This is a genomic window from Pseudomonas sp. LBUM1670 (assembly GCF_059695695.1).
Window position 1 is genome coordinate 4,742,034 of the sequence record NZ_CP166783.1, and the last position, 20,378, is coordinate 4,762,411.

General features: G+C 57.0%; 20 protein-coding genes and 1 pseudogene. 7 read left to right on the forward strand and 14 right to left on the reverse strand.

All coding sequences use genetic code 11. The annotated features are described in order from the left end of the window. Positions 1–96 precede the first annotated feature (96 nt). The 7 genes from ACA073_RS21595 to rplM all read right to left on the reverse strand — a co-directional run bounded on the left by ACA073_RS21595 (position 97) and on the right by rplM (position 4,984). Positions 97–510 carry a ClpXP protease specificity-enhancing factor gene (locus ACA073_RS21595; protein ID WP_461953305.1) on the reverse strand — a complete coding sequence of 138 codons (414 nt, stop codon included), beginning with the start codon at positions 508–510 and terminating at the stop codon, positions 97–99. 16 nt (positions 511–526) lie between these two features. After that, positions 527–1,144: a glutathione S-transferase N-terminal domain-containing protein gene (locus tag ACA073_RS21600; RefSeq protein ID WP_007905304.1), complete on the reverse strand. Its 618-nt coding sequence runs from the start codon at positions 1,142–1,144 to the stop codon at positions 527–529. Between the two features lie 150 nt (positions 1,145–1,294). Continuing rightward, positions 1,295–2,077 carry a cytochrome c1 gene (locus ACA073_RS21605; protein ID WP_008025956.1) on the reverse strand — a complete coding sequence of 261 codons (783 nt, stop codon included), beginning with the start codon at positions 2,075–2,077 and terminating at the stop codon, positions 1,295–1,297. Then, entirely contained in the window at positions 2,077–3,288 is a 1,212-nt protein-coding gene (locus ACA073_RS21610; protein WP_046026710.1) for a cytochrome b, read from the reverse strand. The genes ACA073_RS21605 and ACA073_RS21610 overlap by 1 nt, the downstream gene beginning before the upstream one ends. Further along, positions 3,288–3,881 (reverse strand): ubiquinol-cytochrome c reductase iron-sulfur subunit, encoded by a 594-nt coding sequence (gene petA / locus ACA073_RS21615; protein WP_150633468.1) that lies wholly within the window; start codon positions 3,879–3,881, stop codon positions 3,288–3,290. Before petA ends, ACA073_RS21610 begins: the two co-directional genes overlap by 1 nt. Before the next feature lie 267 nt (positions 3,882–4,148). Beyond that, positions 4,149–4,541 carry a 30S ribosomal protein S9 gene (gene rpsI, locus ACA073_RS21620; protein ID WP_003205364.1) on the reverse strand — a complete coding sequence of 131 codons (393 nt, stop codon included), beginning with the start codon at positions 4,539–4,541 and terminating at the stop codon, positions 4,149–4,151. Positions 4,542–4,555: 14 nt separating this feature from the next. Continuing rightward, a complete protein-coding gene (rplM, locus tag ACA073_RS21625) occupies positions 4,556–4,984 on the reverse strand; it encodes a 50S ribosomal protein L13 (RefSeq protein ID WP_007905295.1) in 429 nt (142 codons plus the stop codon). Positions 4,985–5,229: 245 nt separating this feature from the next. Here rplM and ACA073_RS21630 point away from each other — a divergent pair, with 245 nt between their 5' ends. Continuing rightward, positions 5,230–6,270 (forward strand): NADP(H)-dependent aldo-keto reductase, encoded by a 1,041-nt coding sequence (locus ACA073_RS21630; RefSeq protein WP_497399367.1) that lies wholly within the window; start codon positions 5,230–5,232, stop codon positions 6,268–6,270. Positions 6,271–6,402: 132 nt separating this feature from the next. Here ACA073_RS21630 and ACA073_RS21635 read toward each other — a convergent pair whose 3' ends face one another. Next, positions 6,403–7,539, reverse strand: a complete 1,137-nt coding sequence (locus tag ACA073_RS21635; protein ID WP_497399368.1) for an acyl-CoA dehydrogenase family protein — start codon at positions 7,537–7,539, stop codon at positions 6,403–6,405. A gap of 244 nt (positions 7,540–7,783) precedes the next feature. On the opposite strand from ACA073_RS21635, the gene ACA073_RS21640 reads away from it, so the two are divergent. From ACA073_RS21640 to ACA073_RS21660, 5 genes and pseudogenes are all read left to right on the forward strand, one after another. Then, a complete protein-coding gene (locus tag ACA073_RS21640) occupies positions 7,784–8,680 on the forward strand; it encodes a GlxA family transcriptional regulator (RefSeq protein WP_497404182.1) in 897 nt (298 codons plus the stop codon). Positions 8,681–8,965: 285 nt separating this feature from the next. Continuing rightward, a pseudogene (locus ACA073_RS21645) lies at positions 8,966–10,048 on the forward strand (NAD(P)-binding protein); the annotation flags it as partial. Further along, a complete protein-coding gene (locus tag ACA073_RS21650; RefSeq protein WP_461953298.1) occupies positions 10,048–10,935 on the forward strand; it encodes a nitrilase family protein in 888 nt (295 codons plus the stop codon). The pseudogene ACA073_RS21645 and the gene ACA073_RS21650, both read left to right, overlap by 1 nt. 16 nt (positions 10,936–10,951) lie before the next feature. Next, positions 10,952–12,163: a hypothetical protein gene (locus ACA073_RS21655; protein WP_497399369.1), complete on the forward strand. Its 1,212-nt coding sequence runs from the start codon at positions 10,952–10,954 to the stop codon at positions 12,161–12,163. A 69-nt stretch (positions 12,164–12,232) separates the two neighbouring features. Further along, positions 12,233–13,213, forward strand: coding sequence for an asparaginase (locus tag ACA073_RS21660; RefSeq protein WP_497399370.1), 981 nt, complete (start codon positions 12,233–12,235; stop codon positions 13,211–13,213). Positions 13,214–13,379: 166 nt separating this feature from the next. Here the strand turns inward: ACA073_RS21660 and zapE are convergent, their stop codons facing one another. The 3 genes from zapE to ACA073_RS21675 all read right to left on the reverse strand — a co-directional run bounded on the left by zapE (position 13,380) and on the right by ACA073_RS21675 (position 16,574). Then, positions 13,380–14,474 (reverse strand): cell division protein ZapE, encoded by a 1,095-nt coding sequence (gene zapE / locus ACA073_RS21665; protein WP_461953295.1) that lies wholly within the window; start codon positions 14,472–14,474, stop codon positions 13,380–13,382. Positions 14,475–14,564: 90 nt separating this feature from the next. Continuing rightward, the gene (locus ACA073_RS21670) at positions 14,565–15,920 is read right to left on the reverse strand and encodes a tryptophan--tRNA ligase (RefSeq protein ID WP_497399371.1); all 1,356 of its coding nucleotides are present in this window, start codon (positions 15,918–15,920) and stop codon (positions 14,565–14,567) included. Positions 15,921–15,944: 24 nt separating this feature from the next. Further along, positions 15,945–16,574 carry an alpha/beta hydrolase gene (locus ACA073_RS21675; RefSeq protein ID WP_497399372.1) on the reverse strand — a complete coding sequence of 210 codons (630 nt, stop codon included), beginning with the start codon at positions 16,572–16,574 and terminating at the stop codon, positions 15,945–15,947. 144 nt (positions 16,575–16,718) lie between these two features. Here ACA073_RS21675 and ACA073_RS21680 point away from each other — a divergent pair, with 144 nt between their 5' ends. Continuing rightward, a complete protein-coding gene (locus ACA073_RS21680; RefSeq protein ID WP_497399373.1) occupies positions 16,719–17,153 on the forward strand; it encodes a Z-ring associated ZapG family protein in 435 nt (144 codons plus the stop codon). A gap of 270 nt (positions 17,154–17,423) precedes the next feature. On the opposite strand, the gene ACA073_RS21685 is transcribed toward ACA073_RS21680, so the two are convergent. The 3 genes from ACA073_RS21685 to ACA073_RS21695 all read right to left on the reverse strand — a co-directional run bounded on the left by ACA073_RS21685 (position 17,424) and on the right by ACA073_RS21695 (position 20,371). Next, positions 17,424–18,152, reverse strand: coding sequence for a YiaD family glycine zipper/OmpA-like lipoprotein (locus ACA073_RS21685; protein ID WP_497399374.1), 729 nt, complete (start codon positions 18,150–18,152; stop codon positions 17,424–17,426). Between the two features lie 101 nt (positions 18,153–18,253). Beyond that, on the reverse strand, positions 18,254–18,895 hold the full coding sequence (locus ACA073_RS21690) for an MBL fold metallo-hydrolase (protein ID WP_497399375.1): 642 nt from the start codon (positions 18,893–18,895) through the stop codon (positions 18,254–18,256). Between the two features lie 57 nt (positions 18,896–18,952). Continuing rightward, on the reverse strand, positions 18,953–20,371 hold the full coding sequence (locus ACA073_RS21695) for a hypothetical protein (RefSeq protein ID WP_497399376.1): 1,419 nt from the start codon (positions 20,369–20,371) through the stop codon (positions 18,953–18,955). Between the last annotated feature and the right edge of the window lie 7 nt (positions 20,372–20,378).

Sequence of the window (20,378 nt, forward strand, 5' to 3'; positions counted from 1 at the left end):
CAATGATGTTGACTGACACTCCGCTTTCGCGAGCAAGCCCGCTCCCACACGAATTACGCGCACAAAAAAGGCGATCCTTTCGGATCGCCTTTTTTATTACTTCACCACTTTCAAACTGGGTCGACCGCTTGGACGCGGCGGCTCACTGTCCGGTGGCGGCAGTTCATCATCCGGCTCGATCTCTTCCTCGTCTTCCATAGGCGATTCCAGATCAAACACCATGCCCTGACCGTTCTCCCGGGCGTAAATGCCCAGGATCGATGCGATAGGCACGTACAGGGTGTGCGGCACGCCACCGAAGCGCCCTTCGAAGCTGACGGCTTCGTTGTCCATGTGCAAATGACGCACGGCGGCCGGCGATACGTTCAGGACAATCTGTCCGTCACTGGCAAAACCTTGCGGCACCTGCACCGACGGATACTCGGAATTGACCAGCATGTGCGGGGTGCAATCGTTGTCCACAATCCACTCGTAGAGCGCGCGGACCAGATAAGGTCGACTGGAGTTCATAGCGGCTCCTTAAGCCTTAGCGCATATCGCGTTCGACACCAGACAGACTCGCCTGGAAAGCCTCACGCGCAAACGAGCGCTCCATATAATCAAGCAGCGGCTTGGCAGGCCGCGGCAGTTCAATACCCAGAATCGGCAAGCGCCAGAGTATTGGCAGTAGGCAGCAATCCACCAGACTTTGTTCCTCGCTGAGGAAAAACGGCTTGTCGGCGAACAACGGCGACACGCCCGTCAGGCTTTCGCGCAGCTCTTTACGAGCCACCACGCGGGCTGCTTCCTTGGTCCGCGAATCCAGGATCAGATCCACCAGACCACACCAGTCACGCTGAATACGATGAATCAGCAAACGGCTGTTGGCACGCGCCACTGGATAAACCGGCAGCAGAGGCGGATGCGGGTAACGCTCATCCAGATATTCCATCACCACGGTCGACTCCCACAACGCCAGGTCACGATCGACCAGGGTGGGCAGGCTTCCGTAAGGGTTCACCTCAATCAGTTTAGGCGGCTGGCGGCCAGCTTCCACGTAAATGATCTCGGCGCTGACACCCTTCTCTGCAAGTACGATGCGCACTCGGTGGGAATAGTGGTCGGCGGGGTCGGAGTAACAGGCCAACCGATTGGTCACGCCCATGGCGGTCCTCCTCGCTTGTTGAAATTATCGGAAGCGGAAAAACGAGCGCGCCCAGAGGGCGCCTCCCGTAACGCCTGGATCACCAGGCTCGTTACACCTTCAGAGACGCCCTTGGGCGCGCGCGATTGACAGCAATTGCTTGAAACTTTATCAGTGCACATCTTTCCAGTATTCGCGCTTGAGCAAGTACGCGAATACGAAGAAGAACGCCAGGTACAGCAAGACGTAGGTACCGATGCGCTGATGCTGCAGCTTAACCGGGTTAGCCGAGTAAGCGAGGAAGGTTACCAGATTCTTGACCTTCTCATCGAACTGCTCTTCGGTCAGAGCACCACTCTTCGGCACGATGGTCAGCTGATCGCACGCTTCATGAGTCAGCGCGGTACCGGTCAGCGGATCATATTGCTTCTTGCCGTCTTCGACGATCTGGACCTGTTTGCAACCGACGACCTGACGACCCTGCAGGCCAACCAGTACGTTAGGCATGCCCACGTTCGGGAAGACCTTGTTGTTCACGCCCCAAGGACGCGACGGATCTTCATAGAACGACTTCAGGTAACCGTAAAGCCAGTCAGTACCACGAACACGAGCCACCAGGGTCAGGTCGGGCGGTGCAGCACCGAACCAGGTCTTGGCGTCAGCCGGCTGCATGCCGATGCTCATGTGGTCGCCGATCTTGGCGCCAGTGAACACCAGTTTCGACAACATCAGATCGTGAGGAATGCCCAGATCATCGGCAACACGCTCGTAGCGCTGGAACTTGGCGCTGTGGCAGCCCATGCAATAGTTGGCGAACGTACGTGCGCCGTCCTGCATGGCGGCCTTGTCGGAAACGTCGATGTCGACCTTTTCCAGTTCAGGACCACCGTGTTCAGCCGCGAAGGACAGTACAGGCAAAGCAGCAAGAATCAGTACAGCAAATAGCTTTTTCATCAGCCAGTCACCCTTTCCGGAACCGGTTTGGTCTTCTCGAGCCTGGTGTAGAACGGCATCAGAATGAAGTAGGCGAAGTACAGGAACGTACAGACCTGCGACAGCAACGTACGCTCAGGGGTTGGGGCCAGTACGCCCAGCACACCCAGGATCACGAACGAGATGCAGAACACCCAAAGCCAGATCTTGCTCAACCAGCCCTTGTAGCGCATCGACTTGACCGGGCTACGGTCCAGCCATGGCAGGACGAACAGCACAGCGATGGCCGCGCCCATGGCGATAACGCCCAGGAGCTTGTCCGGAATCGCCCGCAGAATCGCGTAGAACGGGGTGAAGTACCAAACCGGAGCGATGTGCTCTGGCGTCTTGAACGCGTTCGCCACTTCAAAGTTCGGCTTCTCGAGGAAGTAGCCGCCCATTTCCGGGAAGAAGAACACGATCGAGCAGAAGATGAACAGGAACACCACCACGCCGACGATATCTTTCACGGTGTAGTACGGGTGGAAGGCAATGCCGTCCAGCGGTACGCCGTTTTCGTCTTTGTACTTCTTGATGTCCACGCCGTCCGGGTTGTTCGAGCCGACTTCGTGCAGCGCCAGAACGTGCAGCACCACCAGACCGAGAATCACGATCGGCAGGGCAACAACGTGCAAGGCGAAGAAGCGGTTCAGGGTAATACCGGAAATCAGGTAGTCACCACGGATCCACTGGGTCAGGTCGTTGCCGATGACCGGGATCGCACCGAACAGCGAGATGATCACCTGGGCACCCCAGTAGGACATCTGGCCCCACGGCAGCAGGTAACCCATGAAGGCTTCCGCCATCAGTGCCAGGTAGATCAGCATGCCGAAGACCCACACCAGCTCACGCGGTTTCTGGTACGAACCGTAGAGCAAGCCACGGAACATGTGCAGATAGACCACGATGAAGAACGCCGAAGCGCCGGTGGAGTGCAGCAGACGCAGGATCGAGCCGTACTCGACGTCGCGCATGATGTATTCGACGGAGGCAAATGCTTCTTCCGCCGACGGGGTGTAGCTCATGGTCAGCCAGACACCGGTGACGATCTGGTTGACCAGAACGAGCAGTGCCAGGGAACCAAAGAAATAGAAGAAGTTGAAGTTCTTCGGGGCGTAGTACTTGCTGAGATGGTCTTCCCACATTTTGGTTGCAGGAAAGCGCGCATCAACCCAATCCATGAACTTGCTCATCACGCTTTCTCCGTATCGACGCCAATGACAATGATCTCATCGGTCTCATAGGAATGCGGGGGAACTGGCAGGTTCAAAGGCGCGGGTTGCGACTTGTAGACGCGGCCAGCCAGATCGTAGTGGGAACCGTGGCAAGGGCAGAAATAACCACCTACCCAATCCTTGCCCAGATCCGCAGGTGCCACTTCTGGACGGAAGGTCGGCGAGCAACCGAGGTGCGTGCAGATACCGATCAGCAGCAGAACCTCTGGCTTGATCGAACGCGTTTCCGGGTCGACATAGGTCGGTTGTGTCGAGTTCTTGGAGGTCGGGTCAGACAGCTGGCCCTCGATCTTTTTCAGATTCCCCAGGATTTCCTCGGTACGGCGGACGATGAACACCGGCTGACCGCGCCACTCAGCAATCATCTGCTGGCCTGGCTCGATTTTGCTGACATTCACTTTCACCGGTGCACCTGCGGCTTTCGCCTTGGCACTGGGAAACCATGACCCCACGAACGGGACCGCAGCCCCCACCGCTCCTGCAGCACCCACCACGGATGTGGCTGCTACCAAGAAGCGACGCCGGCCTGCATTCACGCCGTCATTGCTCATTCAGTCCTCTCCCATCAGCTTTGTGGCCTGTTAAATCAGGCATCTACTAAATAAAACTTTGTACTTATAAAAATTTTGCCGAATGGTAATGAAAAGCCCCAATTCTGACAAGGTAATTACCGAAGGGCTCCACTGCCAAGCCTTGCAGTATAGGGGCTCTACGGCTGTGGCAAGTTGTCACAGAGCAATTCTTTGATAAATCGCGCCCATAAAAAAACGCCCAGCTCCGTGAGGAAACTGGGCGTTCTTTTTGAACGAGAAAGCGAATTAACGCTTCGAGTACTGCGGACGCTTACGCGCTTTACGCAGACCGACTTTCTTACGTTCAACTTCACGAGCGTCGCGGGTAACGAAGCCAGCTTTGCGCAGAGCGCCACGCAGGGTTTCGTCGTAGTCCATCAGAGCGCGAGTGATACCGTGGCGGATTGCGCCAGCTTGACCACTTACACCACCGCCAATCACGGTGACGTAGATGTCGAACTTCTCGACAGTCTCAGTCAATTCCAGCGGCTGACGAACTACCATGCGGGCAGTTTCGCGGCCGAAGAAATTATCCAGCGAACGGTTGTTGATGGAGATGTTACCAGTGCCCGGACGCAGGAAAACGCGTGCGGTTGCGGTCTTGCGACGGCCAGTGCCGTAATTTTGAGTCGCCGACATAATGAACTATTCCGTTAAAACTTCAGTTCTTGGGGCTGCTGAGCAGTATGAGGGTGTACAGCGCCCGCATAGACTTTCAGCTTACGATACATGTCGCGACCCAGCGGGTTCTTAGGCAGCATGCCTTTGACCGCGGTCTCGATCACGCGCTCAGGGGCTTTAGCGATCAGCTTTTCGAAGTTGATCGACTTGATGCCGCCCGGGAAACCGGAGTGGGAGTAGTAGATTTTGTCGGTGGTTTTAGCACCGGTTACACGAATCTGCTCGGCATTGATAACGACGATGTAATCGCCGGTGTCAACGTGAGGAGTGTACTCAGCTTTATGCTTGCCACGCAGACGGCTCGCGATTTCGGTGGCCAGACGACCCAGGGTCTGACCTGCAGCGTCGACGACAAACCAGTCGCGCTGTACTGTTTCCGGTTTAGCAGTAAAAGTTTTCATTCTTTATAGCCTCAGGGGCCGCCCTGTAAATTAGACGGCGGATCTTACTGAATAGTGCGTACTTTGACAAGTCAAAGGCAGCCGGATACAGACGCTTTCGGGGGCTCGGGTCGGCGCGTCCGTTCAACGGCAAGATTCTTCGGCGGCGGCGCATCACTTCCACTGCAGAAAGAGGTGCGCAATTATGCAGATTGCGAAAAATATTTCAACCTGCTTTTATGATTGTTTTGCCCAAGGAGCACCCGATGGACTATCGCCAGCTAGGCCGAACCAATCTGAACGTGAGCGCCATCTGCCTCGGAACCATGACCTGGGGCGAGCAAAACAGCGAGGCTGAAGCCTTCGCACAGATTGAACGGGCCAAAAGCGCCGGGATCAATTTCATCGACACCGCCGAGATGTACCCGGTGCCGCCGAAGGCCGACACCTACGCCACCACCGAGCGCTACATCGGCAATTACTTCAAAAGCCGCGGTGATCGTGCCGACTGGATCCTGGCCAGCAAAATCGCCGGCCCCGGCAACACCATCGACTACATCCGCGACAAAAACCTGCGTCACAACCGCCAGCACATCACCGAAGCGGTGGATGCGAGTCTCAAGCGCCTGCAAACCGATTACATCGACCTCTATCAGTTGCACTGGCCTGAGCGCAGTACCAACTTCTTTGGCCAACTGGGTTACAAACACAAGATCGAAGCCAACCTGACGCCGCTGGAGGACACCCTCGAAGCACTGGACGAACAGGTCAAGGCCGGCAAGATCCGCCACATCGGCCTGTCCAATGAAACGCCGTGGGGCACCATGCGTTTCCTGGCGCTGGCCGAAGCGCGTGGCTGGCCGCGCGCGGTGTCGATCCAGAACCCGTACAACCTGCTCAACCGCAGCTTCGAAGTCGGCCTGGCGGAAATCGCCATCCGCGAACAGTGCGGCCTGCTGGCCTATTCGCCGCTGGCGTTCGGTTTCCTGTCAGGCAAGTACGAAGGTGGCGCGCGTCCACCGAAGGGTCGCCTGAGTCTCTACAGCCGCTTCAGCCGCTATTTCAATCCACAGTCGGAAGCGGCGTGCAGCCGTTATGTGGCACTGGCCCGTGAGCACGGCCTGGACCCGGCGCAAATGGCGTTGGCGTTCGTGACGCAGCAGCCGTTCGTGACCAGTAACATCATTGGCGCAACGACGCTGGAACAGCTGGACAGCAACATTGCCAGCTTCGAGCTGAAACTTTCCGATGAAGTGTTGGAGGGGATTGAGGCGATTCACAAGGATCACCCGAATCCTGCACCTTGATCGATAGGTAAAAAGCTTCGCGAGCAAGCCCGCTCCCACATGGGTTCCGTGTTGATGCACACATTTGTGATCAACACAGAGCACGGGTGGGAGTGGGCTTGCTCGCGAAGGCGTCAGTCCAGCCACCGCAAATCAAAGCGATCTGGCAATAATCTCCTTCATGATCTCGTTGGTGCCAGCATAAATCCGCTGCACCCGCGCATCCGCCCACGCCCGGGCGATCGGGTATTCCCACATGAACCCGTAGCCGCCATGCAACTGCACGCACTCGTCGAGCACCTTGCACTGCAGGTCCGTGCCCCAATACTTGGCCATCGCCGCCGTTGGCACATCGAGTTTGCCTTGCAGGTGCAACTCCAGACAGCGATCGACGAAGACCCGGCCAATCTGAATTTCAGTCGCCATTTCCGCCAATTTGAATCGTGTGTTCTGGAAGTCGGCAATCGCCTTGCCGAACGCCTTGCGTTCGCGGGTGTACTCCAACGTCCATTGCAGCGCAGCCTCAGCCGAGGCCAGCCCGCCAACAGCGACCGTAAGGCGTTCCTGCGGCAATTCCTGCATCAGATAGGCAAAACCCATCCCGGCCTGCCCCAGCAGGTTCTCTTTCGGCACACGAACATCCTGGAAGAACAGCTCCGAGGTGTCCTGCGCCTTCATGCCGACTTTTTCCAGACGCTTGCCCTTGGCGAAGCCAGGCGTGTTGGCCTCGACCAGAAACAGACTGGTGCCCTTCGCGCCCGCCTTCGGATCGGTCTTGGCCACGACAATCACCAGATCCGCGAGATAGCCGTTGGTGATAAAGGTTTTCGAACCATTGATCACGTATTCGTCGCCATCGAGCACCGCAGTGGTTTTCACCCCTTGCAAGTCGGAGCCGGCGCCCGGCTCGGTCATGGCAATCGCAGTGACCATCTCGCCGGACACCAGTTTTGGCAGGTATTTTTGTTTCAGCGTTTCACTGCCGTAATGCAGGATGTACGGCGCAACGATGTCGGAATGCAGGGAAAAACCGATCCCGGTCAGCCCCAGACGACCCACTTCTTCGATCACCACCGCACTGTAGAGAAAGTCCGCCCCCAACCCACCGTACTCTTCCGGCAGGTGCGAACAGAGCATTCCCGCCTCCCCCGCCTTGTTCCAGAGTTGGCGGTCGATATAGCCTTGTTTTTCCCATTGCCCATGAAACGGCACAGCCTCTTTTTCGAGGAAGGTTCGTACGCTGTCGCGAAAAAGTTCGTGCTCGGGACTGAACAAGGTTCTGGGGATCATGCGGCACCTGTCGTTATTGTTAGAAGGAATTGACCTTCAGAGACTAAGCCGCACATCCGATACAGGACACTGGACACATCAGACAAAAAATAAGACGATCCAGCCGTCTGGTGACCACTTTCCCCTATAAGAATAAAGTTGAATTATGTCTAACCAAGTCTCCACGCCCTTGCGGCGCGTCAGCATCCTGGCTATCGACCGGGTTTTCGCTTCCACCCTCATGCAAGCCAAGGATTTCTTCCACCTGGCCAGCCTGCGTTACGGCAAACAACTGGGCCAGGGCCTGACACCGGCGTTCGAAACGCGGCTGGTCAGCCCCGACGGCAAACCGGTGAACAGCTTCAGCGATGTGATCATGCCGGTGGACGGCGGCCTGGAAAACACTGATGTCATCATCCTCCCGGCGTTCTGGGACGATTTCGAAACCCTTTGCCAACGTTATCCACAGGTCCTGCCGTGGTTGCGCCAGCAACATGCTCGCGGCGCGGTACTCTGCGGCGAGGCCACGGGGGTGTTCTGGCTCGCCGAAGCCGGGCTGCTCGATGGCAAGGAAGCGACCACCTACTGGCGTTTCTTCAACGCGTTTACCGAGCGTTTTCCGAGGGTGCACCTCAATCAGGACAAGCACCTGACCGACGCCGACAACCTGTATTGCGCCGGCGGCACGACCTCGGCGTGCGACCTCTACATCTACCTGATCGAACGCTTCTGCGGCGCCAACGTGGCCCAGGCCGTGGCCCGCGACATACTCTATGAAGTGCAGCGCAGCTACTCGCCGGGGCGCATCGGTTTCGGTGGCCAGAAGCTGCACCAGGACGTGATAATCCTGCAGATCCAGCACTGGCTCGAAGAACACTTCGCCGACAAGTTTCGCTTCGAAGACGTCGCCCGCGAGCACGGCATGAGCATCCGCAACTTCATGCGCCGCTTCCAGACCGCCACCGGCGACAAGCCGCTGCATTACCTGCAACGCCTGCGTATCGAAACCGCCAAGGGTCTGCTGTCTGGCAGCCGCAAAAGCATCAAGACCATCAGTTATGAGGTCGGTTACGACGATGCGAGCTTCTTTGCGCGGCTGTTCCGCCAGCACACGGAGTTGTCACCGAACCAGTATCGGCAGCAGTTTCAACAAGCGGCGTAACCCTGGATCCGGAAGGGGATTCCTGCCGAACAAAAAGACCTGCCATACATAATGCCTATTGTAGGAGCGAGCTTGCTCGCGATGGACTTCAGGACGACGCGTGTATCCAGAGACTACGCGTTATCGCTGGCGTCCATCGCGAGCAAGCTCGCTCCTACAGGAGTCAGCTTTTTTCCCACGATAAAAAACGAATGAAGAGTACCCGCGAGCCCAGTTTGACGGCTAGGCGCTGATCGCCCGGAACCGCAACATCTTCCCTGCAAACACCATCAGGGAAGATCATCAGTGACTATCGGATCAAGCTACGACTACCCGCCATACCTGCCCCAGGAAAATGCCCCCAAAAAGCACTCGGAGAAAAACAAGTGGGCCGCCCGTTTCCCCAACCCACCCGATTTGTGCTTCGACTATCGAGCACTGGTTGAACAGGAAAGCGGCATCGCCAGGGCAACTGATCCGCAGCACAGGATTTGTATCATCGGCGCCGGAGTCACCGGACTGACTGCGGCCAGAGAACTGTATCGCTGCGGCTTCACCCATATCTCCCTCATCGAACAATCCACGCGCATCGGCGGCAGGCACCTGACCGTTGCCGCAAATCCACACTCCACACAAAGCCATACCCCGTTTGAAATGGGTGCCATGCGCATGCCCTTCTTCAACCGGGCGGACGAGTCGCCGACAGAAGGCCGATCGCTGATGACCTACTACACCAAGGCATTTGATCTGGCGTTTTCGGATTTCCCCAACCCCGGTAGCCAATGGGTCCGTTCGACCGGCATTTATCTTCGAGAGGGCCGCCTGGACGGCGGGCCGACGCCGCACATGTTGATATGGACCAACGTCGATGGCATGACTCCACCTCCGGGCGAAGATCTGCAAAAGGTCTACGCCAAGTGGAAAGCCTTTTCCGATCGCATGACCCTGCACGTTGCACAGGTGTACGCCAGCCAGGAATGGGAAGCCATATGGGGCGCCATCGTCGAAAAATACGAGAGCATTTCGTTCCGTGACCTGGTCCGCATGCCGACACTGGAAGCCTTGGATGAACGCTCGCCCGGGGACTTTGGCGGTTTGGGAATGTCTGCAGAAGAGTCCGCGATTTTCTACGCGATCGGCATCGGTGACGGCAGCTGGGGTGCGTTCTACGACGTCTGCTGCCTTTACCCGCTGCGCACAGCCATCTTCGGATTCAGTAGCCGGTTGCAACTGATCCACGGTCGAGTGGATGCAAAGGGCAATCCGCTGCCCTCACCCTACCTGCACGCCGAAGCTGTTCATGATTGCGCCGGGCTCAGTTTCGACAGACCCCGCTACATCGGGCTCGCCGCTTTGGACGAATGCCTGTTGTTCATGAAAACCGAAGAATGAGCGATCCAACAAGCCCTGTTCGTGTAGCAGTCGTGCAATTCGACCCGCAAGTGGGCACCGAGAAATGTGCAGATAACCTGCGTTGCAGCCTGGAATTAGCCCTGGAAGCGGTCAACGGTGGAGCGAATCTCATCGTCCTGCCCGAGCTTTCCAATACCGGCTATTTCTTCAGCAATCGCCAGGATGCCTTTGCCCATGCGGAGTCCGTTCCCGACGGGCCAAGCGTGCAGCTCTGGATGGACTTTGCACGACAACACAAGGTTTATCTTGTAGCCGGCCTGACCGAGCGCGACGGCATGCGCCTCTTCAACACCGGCGTTCTGGTCGGGCCTGACGGCTTTATCGGCAAGTATCGAAAAGCTCATTTGTGGAACCTGGAGAAACTCTGGTTTACCCCCGGCGATCTGGGCTTTCCGGTTTTCGATACACCGATCGGCCGCATCGGTTTGTTGATCTGCTGGGACATCTGGTTTCCGGAAGTGCCGCGAATTCTCAGTCAGCAAGGCGCCGACATCATTTGCAGCCTGAACAACTGGGTCTGGACGCCGCCGCCGCTCTTCGACGACGCCGGCAAGTGCATGGCGTCCTACCTGACGATGACAGCGGCGCACGTAAACAATGTGTTTATCGCGGCGGCCAGCCGGATCGGCGAAGAGCGAGGCGCGCGTTACCTGGGTTGCTCACTGATTGCCGGCACCAACGGCTGGCCGATTGGCGCGGTGGCTTCGGCAGACAAACAGGAGATCCTGTTCGCTGACATCGACCTGACCAGTTCCCGCAGTGCGCCGATCTGGAACGACTTGAACGATCTGCATCGCGATCGTCGAGCCGATCTCTACGATCAGATGCTCGGTTACACCCAGCACCCTTGTCTGCCGCGTTGATAAGGGGCCATGACCGATGGAATCCACCACTGAAAAGAACCTGCCTGATCGTCTCGCCGCGAGATCATCACTGGACATCGCCATCCTCTTGCTGATGCTCGGCACGGCATTGCTGATCATCTGGCTGTCATTCACTCACCGTTCTGCCTGGGCCGCCCATTGGCCCGACTATCGTCATCTGCTTTTGAACCTCCCCGAACCGAGCGCGTGGCTGCGCTGGGTGCTGGGGGACATCAGCGAGGTGGCGTTCTACAAACACGAGTTCGCCTCCATCGGGTTGTTGGCGGGCGCGTATCTGGCCTACCGGGCGAACCGCACCGGGAAAGCCTGGCAAGGCTTTGCCATCTCCTACGGCAGCGGATTGTGGCCGTGGCTGGTGACCAGTTCGTTGCTTGGGCTGATGCTAAGCAATCTGCTTTGGGGCTGGACGGTGGCTGCCGACAGTTGGCAACCGACGTTTGCCGCATTCGTTTCATTGCCGGCGGCCATGGTGTTGATGTTCGGCAGAGGCTGGAAGGTCACGATCAACGGCGCAATCCTGGGGGCGGTACTCGTTACGCCGATGTGTTTGCTGATGGTCAATTACGTGTGCAACCCACTGGAATTGCCCGTGGTGATTGGCAATGTCTCGGGCATGGCGGTCGCCAGCGTGTTTGCCTTTCTGTTGTGTCGTTACCTGCCGAGCCTGGTGAAATCCGACGCCTGTGAGAAACCGTCCAGTCCAGCGCCCGAAACCGCCATCACCAAAGCGCCGGACTATGGTGTCGTCTGGAGCCTGCGCCGGGTGTTGGCTGACTTTTCGGAAGCGCCGTTCTATGGCAACGAATGGGCCAGCCTTGGTCTGATACTCGGTGCTCTGCTGGCGTTCACGCTGAATCCGTTGAGTCCGGTTTACGGCTCGGCCTTGCTGCCACAACTGATCGCTGCGCAGGCGCTGACTTCAGCATTGGGCGTGGTGATCTGGCGTCGACAATGGATGTCGCTTGGCTGGTATCCCACCTACGTTCCGTTGGTGTCCGTGGTGCCGGCGGCGGTTCTGACGTACGGCGGCAGCTGGCAGGTCATCGTCATGAGCGCACTGCTCGGCGCCTTGATTGCACCGCCTCTGGCGTGCGCGATTGCCAAGCGATTACCGCCCGACATGCATGGCTTCATCGGCAATGTGCTGTCGATGGCCATCAGCACGCTGCTGATCATTCCGTTTATCGGTTTCCTGATCGCCAACTGACCCACGTCGCCATCGGCTGTGCCTCGAACGGGGTACAGCCGACTTCTTCACACTCAAGCGAGGTATCACATGGACTTGCCCAAACTGGCCATAGCCGCACTTGGCGGTACTGTGAGCATGCAAGCCAGAAACGCCGATGAAGGCGTTATCCCGACAGTCAGTGGCGAAACGCTGCTGGCATCCGTTCCGGAATTGACGTTGCTGGCCGAGGTGACCATTGAAACGCTCGGACTGCTGCCCAGTGCCTCACTGGATTTCGAGTTTCTGCTAAGCGTGCTTTCCTGGGCGAATTTCCAGATCAAGCAAGGCGCCGCGGGTGTCGTCATCATTCAGGGCACTGACACACTGGAAGAAACCGCCACATTTTTTGACTATCTGTGGGACCACGACGCTCCGCTGGTCCTGACGGGCGCAATGCGTTCGGCAGGCCAGGCCGGGGCTGATGGTCCGGCAAATTTGCTGGATGCCTGTCGGGTGGCGCTGGCGTGTAGTAGCCGTTCGCGCGGTGTCCAAGTGGTCATGAGCGGGCAGATTCACTCGGCAAGCGCCGTGCGCAAAACCGATTCATTGGCGTTGCAGGCGTTTTCTTCTCCCATCGTGGGTCCAGCGGGTCTGTTGGTGGAGGACACTGTTCGCTATCTACGCCCGGCGCCTCTGCGCAAAGTCCTGTCATTGCCTTTTCAAACCACACAGAGGATTGCGCTTCTGGAGGCATCGCTATCTGCCGACAGCCTGTTATTGGAAAGTATCCTCGCGCTGGGCTATGACGGACTGGTAATCGCGGGTTTCGGTGCGGGGCATGTTTCCGAGAGCTGGGCTGACGGGATCGAAACAATCGCTCAGAAGATTCCGGTGATCGTTGCCACCCGGACGGGTTCGGGCTCCACCGCTCGCTCAACGTATGGTTTCAAGGGTGGCGAGATAGACCTGAGGCGCAGAGGCGCTTTGATGGCGGGGTTTCTCTGTCCGCGCAAAGCCAGAATCCTGTTGTGGCTGCTGGTGGGTTGCCAGCGACAGGAGGAATTGGCGAACTATCTTTTTGAAAGTTGACGCACAACCCTGTGGGAGCGGGCTTGCTCGCGAAAGCTGTCTAACAGGCAATATTTATGTCGACTGATACACCGCTTTCGCGAGCAAGCCCGCTCCCACAGGGGATCTACGGTGCACAAAAAAGGGCCTGCGTATTTTGCAGGCCCTTTTGGTTTTCCGAATTCGCCTAAGGCTTATGCGCCCGTGACAGGAATTCGTGCGATTGCATTTCCAGCAGACGGCTGAGAGTGCGCTGGAACTCGAAGTTCAGGCGACCGCCGGTGTAGAGATCCTTGAGCTCGACTTCAGCGGAAATGATCAGCTTCACGTTACGGTCGTAGAACTCATCGACCATGTTGATAAAGCGTCGGGCGATGTCGTCAGTGGTGACGCTCATCTGCTCGACACCGCTGAGCAGCACGGCGTGGAAGATCTTGCCCAGTTCGATGTAATCGTTCTGGCTGCGCGGGCCGTCGCACAGTTCGCGAAAGTCGAACCAGGCCACATCATCGCAGGTGCGCAACGCACGGATTGCGCGGTTTTCGATCATCAGCACGTCGTTTTCGACCGCTGCAGTGCATTCCGGCGTCAGGGCGCGGAAGCTCTTGCGCAGGCTTTCGTGGGACGCTTCATCGAGCGGGAAGTGGAACAGCTCCGCTTGCTCGAGGTGACGCAGGCGATAATCGACGCCGCTGTCGACGTTGACGATCTCGGTGTTCTGCTTGATCAGCGCAATGGCCGGCAGGAAACGCGCACGTTGCAGGCCGTCCTTGTACAGGCCGTCCGGGACGATGTTCGAAGTGGCGACCAGGGTCACGCCGTTCTTGAACAGCTCTTCCATCAACGTGCCGAGAATCATGGCGTCGGTGATGTCGGAGACGAAGAACTCATCGAAACAGATCACTCGCGATTCGTCGGAGAAACGCTTGGCGATGATGGTCAGCGGGTTTTTCTCCCCACCGAGGGTTTTCATTTCTTCGTGCACGCGCTTCATGAAGCGGTGGAAGTGAGTGCGGGTCTTTTCCTTGAACGGCAGCGCTTCGAAGAAGGTGTCGACCAGGTAAGTCTTGCCGCGCCCCACGCCGCCCCAGAAGTACAGGCCCTTGACCGGCGCCTGTTCTTTCTTGCCAAACAGTTTGCCCAGCAGGCCCGGTTTGTTCTGCGAGGCTGCGACCAGATCGTCGTACAGGCGCTGCAAATGGCGCACGGCGGTTTCCTGCGCGGCGTCATGAAAGAATTCCGGGCGTTTCAGATCAGCTTGATATCGTTCTAGGGGCGTCATAATTCGTTAGCAAGGCAACAAAAACGGGCCGTCACTGTAGCGACGGCCCGTGGGAATGGCAATCGGCCCTTGGTCGGGCCGCGCCGTTGATTATTCCTGAACCGGCGTCAGCGCAATCCGCAGGGCGTCGATGGCGACGTCGCGAGCAGCACTGTCGGCGAAGGCCGGGCTATCGGCAACGCACTCGCCTTCCAGCCAGACGCTGAAGCTCAAGTCTTCGCTGCGCACGTCCAATGGCTGGCCCGCTTGCAGTTGCTTGGTCACCTGACCGGCGGTTTTGCCGTCGGCGAAGTTGCGCGACAGCAGCAATTGCTCGCCATCGGCCGCCAGCAGACGGAAACGGAAACTGCCGTCGTCTTCGCGGAAGCTGACAAAACGCGCAGCTTTCGCGGCTTTCTTTTTTGTGGTCGCCGCAACTTGGGTCTGGGCCACAAAAGAACGCAGGCCGACCGCTTCACGCAGTTCGTTGAGGAACGGCGTCGCCACGGCACGAGCCTTTTTGGCGCCGATTTGCAGGATGTCTTCCAGATCAGCCGGGCGTTCAATCAGTTGGTAATAACGCTCGCGGGACTCGCCCAGCTCGCTGTCGAGTAGCTGGAACAGACGATTCTTCGCCTCGCCCCAACCCAGGCCCTGCAACAGTTCGCTGCGGAACTCGTCGGACTGCGCCGGGGTGGCGAAGGCCTGGAACAGGGTGAACAGGTGCGAATTGTCCGGATCTTTCGCTTCGCCCGGAGTACGGGAGTCGGTGACGATCCGCGAAATCGCGTCTTTCATTTCCTTGGCGCTGCTGAACAACGGGATGGTGTTGTCGTAGCTTTTCGACATCTTGCGACCGTCGAGGCCTGGCAGCGTGGCGACGCTTTCTTCGATCAGCGCCTCGGGCATGGTGAAGAATTCTTTGCCCTGGCCAAACAGGTGGTTGAAGCGCTGGCCGATGTCGCGGGCCATTTCCACGTGCTGGATCTGGTCACGACCGACCGGGACCTTGTGCGCGTTGAACATCAGAATGTCCGCGGCCATCAGCACCGGGTAGCTGTACAAACCCATGGTGATGCCGGCATCCGGGTCTTCGCCGGTTTCGACGTTCTTGTCCACCGAGGCCTTGTAAGCGTGTGCGCGGTTGAGCAGGCCCTTGGCGGCAACGCAGGTCAGCAGCCAGGTCAGCTCGGGGATTTCCGGGATGTCGGACTGGCGATAGAACGTCACGCGGTCCACATCGAGGCCACCGGCCAGCCAGGTCGCGGCGATTTCCAGACGCGAGCGCTGGATGCGCAGCGGGTCATCGCATTTGATCAGGGCGTGGTAGTCGGCCAGGAAGTAAAACGAATCGGCATTGCTGTCGCGGCTGGCAAGGATCGCCGGGCGGATGGCGCCGGCGTAGTTGCCCAGGTGCGGCGTGCCGGTAGTGGTGATGCCGGTGAGGATACGGGTACGAGTCGTCATGGGTAATCGCTTGTCAGACTGCAATCAATTCGAAAGACGCGGCAGGATCAGATCCTTGAGATCGGTCAGCTTGCCATGAAAAAAGTGTCCGCATTCTGCCACTTTCAGCAGCTCATGGGGGCGCTCGAGTTTCGAGGACCAGTCGTAGACGGCTTGCGGGTCGATGACTTCGTCGGTTTCCGGCTGGATCAGGGTCAACTCGCCGTGGTGTGGCAGTTGATCCTGATCGCCAAGGCGCATGACCGCAGGCGCGACCATGAACACATGCTCAAGCTGTTCGCCCTTCGCTTCCAGGCGTCCACCGAGACTTGCTGCAACAAAACCGCCGAAGGAAAAACCGAACAGGGTCAGCGGCAAATCAGGATGTTTCGCCCGCAGCCATTCGGCCGCCGCTTGAGCATCGTCGACTTCGCCGGTACCCATGTCGTGTGTGCCTTCGCTGGCACCGACGCCACGGTAATTAAAACGCAAGGTAATCAAACCGGCATCGCGCGCGGTGCGCTGCAGGGTCGAGACCACTTTGTTGAGCATGGTGCCGCCCTGCACCGGGTTCGGGTGGCAGATCAGCGCGATACCGCGAGGCGCTTCGTTATCCAGATACAGTGCTTCCAGTTGACCGACCGGACCATCAATCACTACAGGGGTTTCGCGCATAAGCAAGGAAGGAACTCCGTGACCTCGAATCGGGTCGACTCGTCTAGCAAATTGTCTGTGCGAGTGTATTGCGAGTGAATCGCGGTATACAGCGCAGGTTCGAGCCGTTAACGTAAAGCAAAGCCGTTTATAGAGGAAGGACTCGTGGAACACTCGCTCTTAGTTTGGTTGTTGCCGACTCTTGCCCTGGTTGTGGGTGTCGCCGTCGGATTCCTGATCGCTCGCCTGGTGCCAAGCGCCGCGCCGAGCAGCACACAACGTCAGCTGGATGACATTCAGGAACGTTTCGACAGTTATCAGAACGAGGTGGTTACTCACTTCAACAGCACTGCAACCCTGGTCAAGAAACTGACTCAGAGCTATCAGGAAGTGCAGGATCATCTCGCCGAGGGTGCCAACCGCCTGGCCTTGGACGAGCAAACCCGCCAACGCCTGCTGGCCTCGCTGCACGCCGACACGGCAGCGGCCCCACGGGAACGCCTGACGCCACCGCGCAATCAGGAACCGCCTCGCGACTACGCCCCAAAAGCCCCGAACGCGCCGGGCATGCTCGATGAGCATTACGGCCTGAAGAAGTAATCAGGTTTCGCGCGACACAAAAAGCCTCCGGACAAGTGATTGTCCGGGGGCTTTTTTGTTTCTGATCCAGTATCTCGGGCGCCCAGCCGGACCTCTTCGCGGGCAAGCCCGCTCCCACAGTGTTCTATGTCGATCACAAGATAGTGGCAATACACAACTTCCTGTGGGAGCGGGCTTGCTCGCGAAGGGGCCAGAACTGGCGACAAAAAAACCCGCCCGATCTGTTTAGGATCGGACGGGCTTTTTTACGCCTGGGGTTCAGTCAGGCGATTACGGGTACTGCTGAACCGTACCCGGCTGCTGGCCACCATACTGCTGGCCCGGAATTGCCTTGAGGTTGACCTCGACCCGGCGGTTCTGCGCCCGGCCATTGACGTCACCGTTGCTGGCAACCGGGTTATCCGGGCCGGCACCGCGCGCCGACAGGTTGGCACCGCTCACACCCTGGGAGGTCAGGTAGGTTGCCACGCTCTGGGCGCGACGCTGGGACAGGTCCATGTTGTGCTGACGGCTGCCGGTGCTGTCGGTGTAGCCGACGATCTCGATCTGGTTCTGGCTGAACTCCTTGAGCGAACCTGCCAGGTTGTTCAGCGGCTGATAGAAACTTGAGGCGATGTTCGCTGAATCGGTAGCGAACGTGATATTGCCCGGCATGATCAGCTTGATCTGATCGCCTTGGCGCTGCACTTCAACACCTGTGTTGGCCATGCTGGCGCGCAATTTTTTCTCTTGCTGGTCCGCGTAATAACCGTAACCGGCAGCGGAAGCGCCCACCACGGCGGCGCCAATCAGCGCACCCTTGCCCCGGTTATCGTGGCCGATAGCGGCACCTGCGAGCGCGCCGGCCAGTGCGCCTAGGCCACCGTACTTCGCGGTTTTGCTCATGCCCTCGGAACCACTGTCGACCTGTCCCTGGTTATCGTAAGGGTTAGGCGAGGCGCAGCCAGACAGCAAGGCCACAGCCGTAGCGACAATAATCAAACGCTGCTTGGTGAACATGAAGAGCTCCTACTTTTTGCATTCTGTGGTGCAACGGACCAAGGCATCTGCCTTTGCGGGCGTTGGATCACTTCAGGCGACAAAAATTCCATCGATTACCGTCAAGCCCGCACAAAAGGGTTTTCGCGCATCTCATCGCCCAGACGCGTGTCCGGACCATGCCCGGTCACCACTGTCGCGTCTTCATCAAGGGTATACAGGCGCTGCTTGATCGAACGCACGATGGTCGCCTGATCGCCACCCCACAAATCGGTGCGCCCTACCCCGCGACGAAACAGCGTGTCACCGGCAATCAGCAACTTGGCCTCTGAAAACCAGAAGCTCATGGAACCCGGCGTATGACCTGGCGTGTGCAATGCCACGCCGCAGCCGCAAGCCAGTTCTTCATCATCGGCCAACCACCGATCGGGGGATGGAACCGGGGTATAAGGCACACCGAACATCTGGCATTGCATCTCCAGATTGTCCCAAAGGAACTGATCTTCCTTGTGCAGGTGCAAAGTCGCGCCGGTTTTTTCCTTCAACTGACCGGAGGCCAGGAAATGATCCAGGTGCGCGTGGGTGTGAATGATGCTGACCACCTTCAGGCCCAGAGCGTCGAGCCGAGCCAGGATCAGCTCGTGATTGCCGCCCGGATCGACCACGATGGCCTTTTTCGTGACCGGATCGCCGATGATCGTGCAGTTGCACTGCAACGGGCCGACGGGGAAGGTTTCGCGGATGAGGGTCGATGCTATTTTCATAACCAAAAGTCCAAATAATGAGCGTAATGAAACCCCGCGTTCACAAAAATATCTCGTTTATGAGTTAACATCATCAAACAGCGCTTGCATTACCTCTGACATTACTCCACCCCCTGCGCCTTCAATTAACAATCGCTCTTCCTCACGCTTTCTTGCGTCTAAAAGATACGCCATACACCTGTCATAAGGCTGAGGATTAAATGAAATATCACCTGTAGTTTTCAGAAACTTTCTGACCATTTCAACCTTGTTAACGCCATGACGCCTTATCACACCTTCTTGACTAATAGAGTATATTCTTGCAACCGACTCAAGCTCTCCGGAATTAGAATCAATATATTGAAACGCACCTGACTTATACAAAACAAAAAGAAAAAACTTATTAAGAAAAGATGCCGGAGAACCATTAAACATACTGCAAAACCCTTCCCCCTTATAACTATACAAAATAACCCTAGTATCCTCTCTTCGATTATCATTAAAATACTTAAGAATCCCTTTCCAACTATCAGTAACCCCTTTTCGCCTAGCACTAAACTTATTAAGCGCGCCTAGCAAATCAAAATTATCTTCGCTACGCACCTTCAGTTTTATTTCTTGAAGTTTTTCATGAATATCGTTGAGCTGAGTAATTTCTTTAATTGCGCGATCCGGCCGAAAGTGCTTAGTGGTCAATCGAAGCAAGTCACTGATCGCTCCATCCCCTAGCCCAGAAACAATAGAAATACGTTGAATACCATCTATATGAAGTTGGCCATAGTTTTCATTCCGCCAGTATGAGGAAGAAACATCTGACTCGATTCCAAAGCCCGTTGCCAGTACGAGGCGAGAAAAACGCTCCAAGCCACTATTCCCCCCTTTTGACCCGGCAAATCCTACCGGCCTAACACGTGAATCTCTAATCCACTCGACTTCGACTCCACCTATGTACGGTGAAACATTTATATAAGTCACCCCCACGTGTACAGAAATGACTCGCTCAGGTCTTCCTTTATGAGAAATTGTTTCCTGTGAAGTTTTCGACCCAACAATTGATGACACCTCTTGCAGCCAATCCTTTTCCATTTTGTAAGTCACGTTGGAGGCTGTAGATGCGATCCAATCGAGCGTACCAAGGTGAGACTCATCTACATCGCTACCTACATCAGGCCAATCAATAATATGAGGATGAACCCATCGGGTATCACATCCGTTTTGCACCGCCATAAGATCCGGGAGACGCTCCAGTATTGTAATATCTGTCCAACCTGCCCGCAGTAACTCAAGCGAGAAAGTTAACCCAGACACACCACCACCAACGATGCAAATACTACTTCTATCAACTTCCGGCGTACCTTCCGAAAGCAATCTGGCCAAACAAATCGCCCGTGCTTGCTGACTATGAATTGTTACAAGCTGATCATTCAAGCCAATAGCATATGTATGGAAAGCACCGTTAACTTTAAAATCTTCAAGCACTATCTTGGACGAAGACATAATCACT

Bases quoted from the DNA above. Each gene is read 5' to 3' on its own strand.
- ACA073_RS21595 (WP_461953305.1), bottom strand. From the start codon at position 510: ATGAACTCCAGTCGACCTTATCTGGTCCGCGCGCTCTACGAGTGGATT.
- ACA073_RS21600 (WP_007905304.1), bottom strand. From the start codon at position 1,144: ATGGGCGTGACCAATCGGTTGGCCTGTTACTCCGACCCCGCCGACCAC.
- ACA073_RS21605 (WP_008025956.1), bottom strand. From the start codon at position 2,077: ATGAAAAAGCTATTTGCTGTACTGATTCTTGCTGCTTTGCCTGTACTG.
- ACA073_RS21610 (WP_046026710.1), bottom strand. From the start codon at position 3,288: ATGAGCAAGTTCATGGATTGGGTTGATGCGCGCTTTCCTGCAACCAAA.
- petA (WP_150633468.1), bottom strand. From the start codon at position 3,881: ATGAGCAATGACGGCGTGAATGCAGGCCGGCGTCGCTTCTTGGTAGCA.
- rpsI (WP_003205364.1), bottom strand. From the start codon at position 4,541: ATGTCGGCGACTCAAAATTACGGCACTGGCCGTCGCAAGACCGCAACC.
- rplM (WP_007905295.1), bottom strand. From the start codon at position 4,984: ATGAAAACTTTTACTGCTAAACCGGAAACAGTACAGCGCGACTGGTTT.
- ACA073_RS21630 (WP_497399367.1), top strand. From the start codon at position 5,230: ATGGACTATCGCCAGCTAGGCCGAACCAATCTGAACGTGAGCGCCATC.
- ACA073_RS21635 (WP_497399368.1), bottom strand. From the start codon at position 7,539: ATGATCCCCAGAACCTTGTTCAGTCCCGAGCACGAACTTTTTCGCGAC.
- ACA073_RS21650 (WP_461953298.1), top strand. From the start codon at position 10,048: ATGAGCGATCCAACAAGCCCTGTTCGTGTAGCAGTCGTGCAATTCGAC.
- ACA073_RS21655 (WP_497399369.1), top strand. From the start codon at position 10,952: ATGGAATCCACCACTGAAAAGAACCTGCCTGATCGTCTCGCCGCGAGA.
- ACA073_RS21660 (WP_497399370.1), top strand. From the start codon at position 12,233: ATGGACTTGCCCAAACTGGCCATAGCCGCACTTGGCGGTACTGTGAGC.
- zapE (WP_461953295.1), bottom strand. From the start codon at position 14,474: ATGACGCCCCTAGAACGATATCAAGCTGATCTGAAACGCCCGGAATTC.
- ACA073_RS21670 (WP_497399371.1), bottom strand. From the start codon at position 15,920: ATGACGACTCGTACCCGTATCCTCACCGGCATCACCACTACCGGCACG.
- ACA073_RS21675 (WP_497399372.1), bottom strand. From the start codon at position 16,574: ATGCGCGAAACCCCTGTAGTGATTGATGGTCCGGTCGGTCAACTGGAA.
- ACA073_RS21685 (WP_497399374.1), bottom strand. From the start codon at position 18,152: ATGTTCACCAAGCAGCGTTTGATTATTGTCGCTACGGCTGTGGCCTTG.
- ACA073_RS21690 (WP_497399375.1), bottom strand. From the start codon at position 18,895: ATGAAAATAGCATCGACCCTCATCCGCGAAACCTTCCCCGTCGGCCCG.
- ACA073_RS21695 (WP_497399376.1), bottom strand. From the start codon at position 20,371: ATGTCTTCGTCCAAGATAGTGCTTGAAGATTTTAAAGTTAACGGTGCT.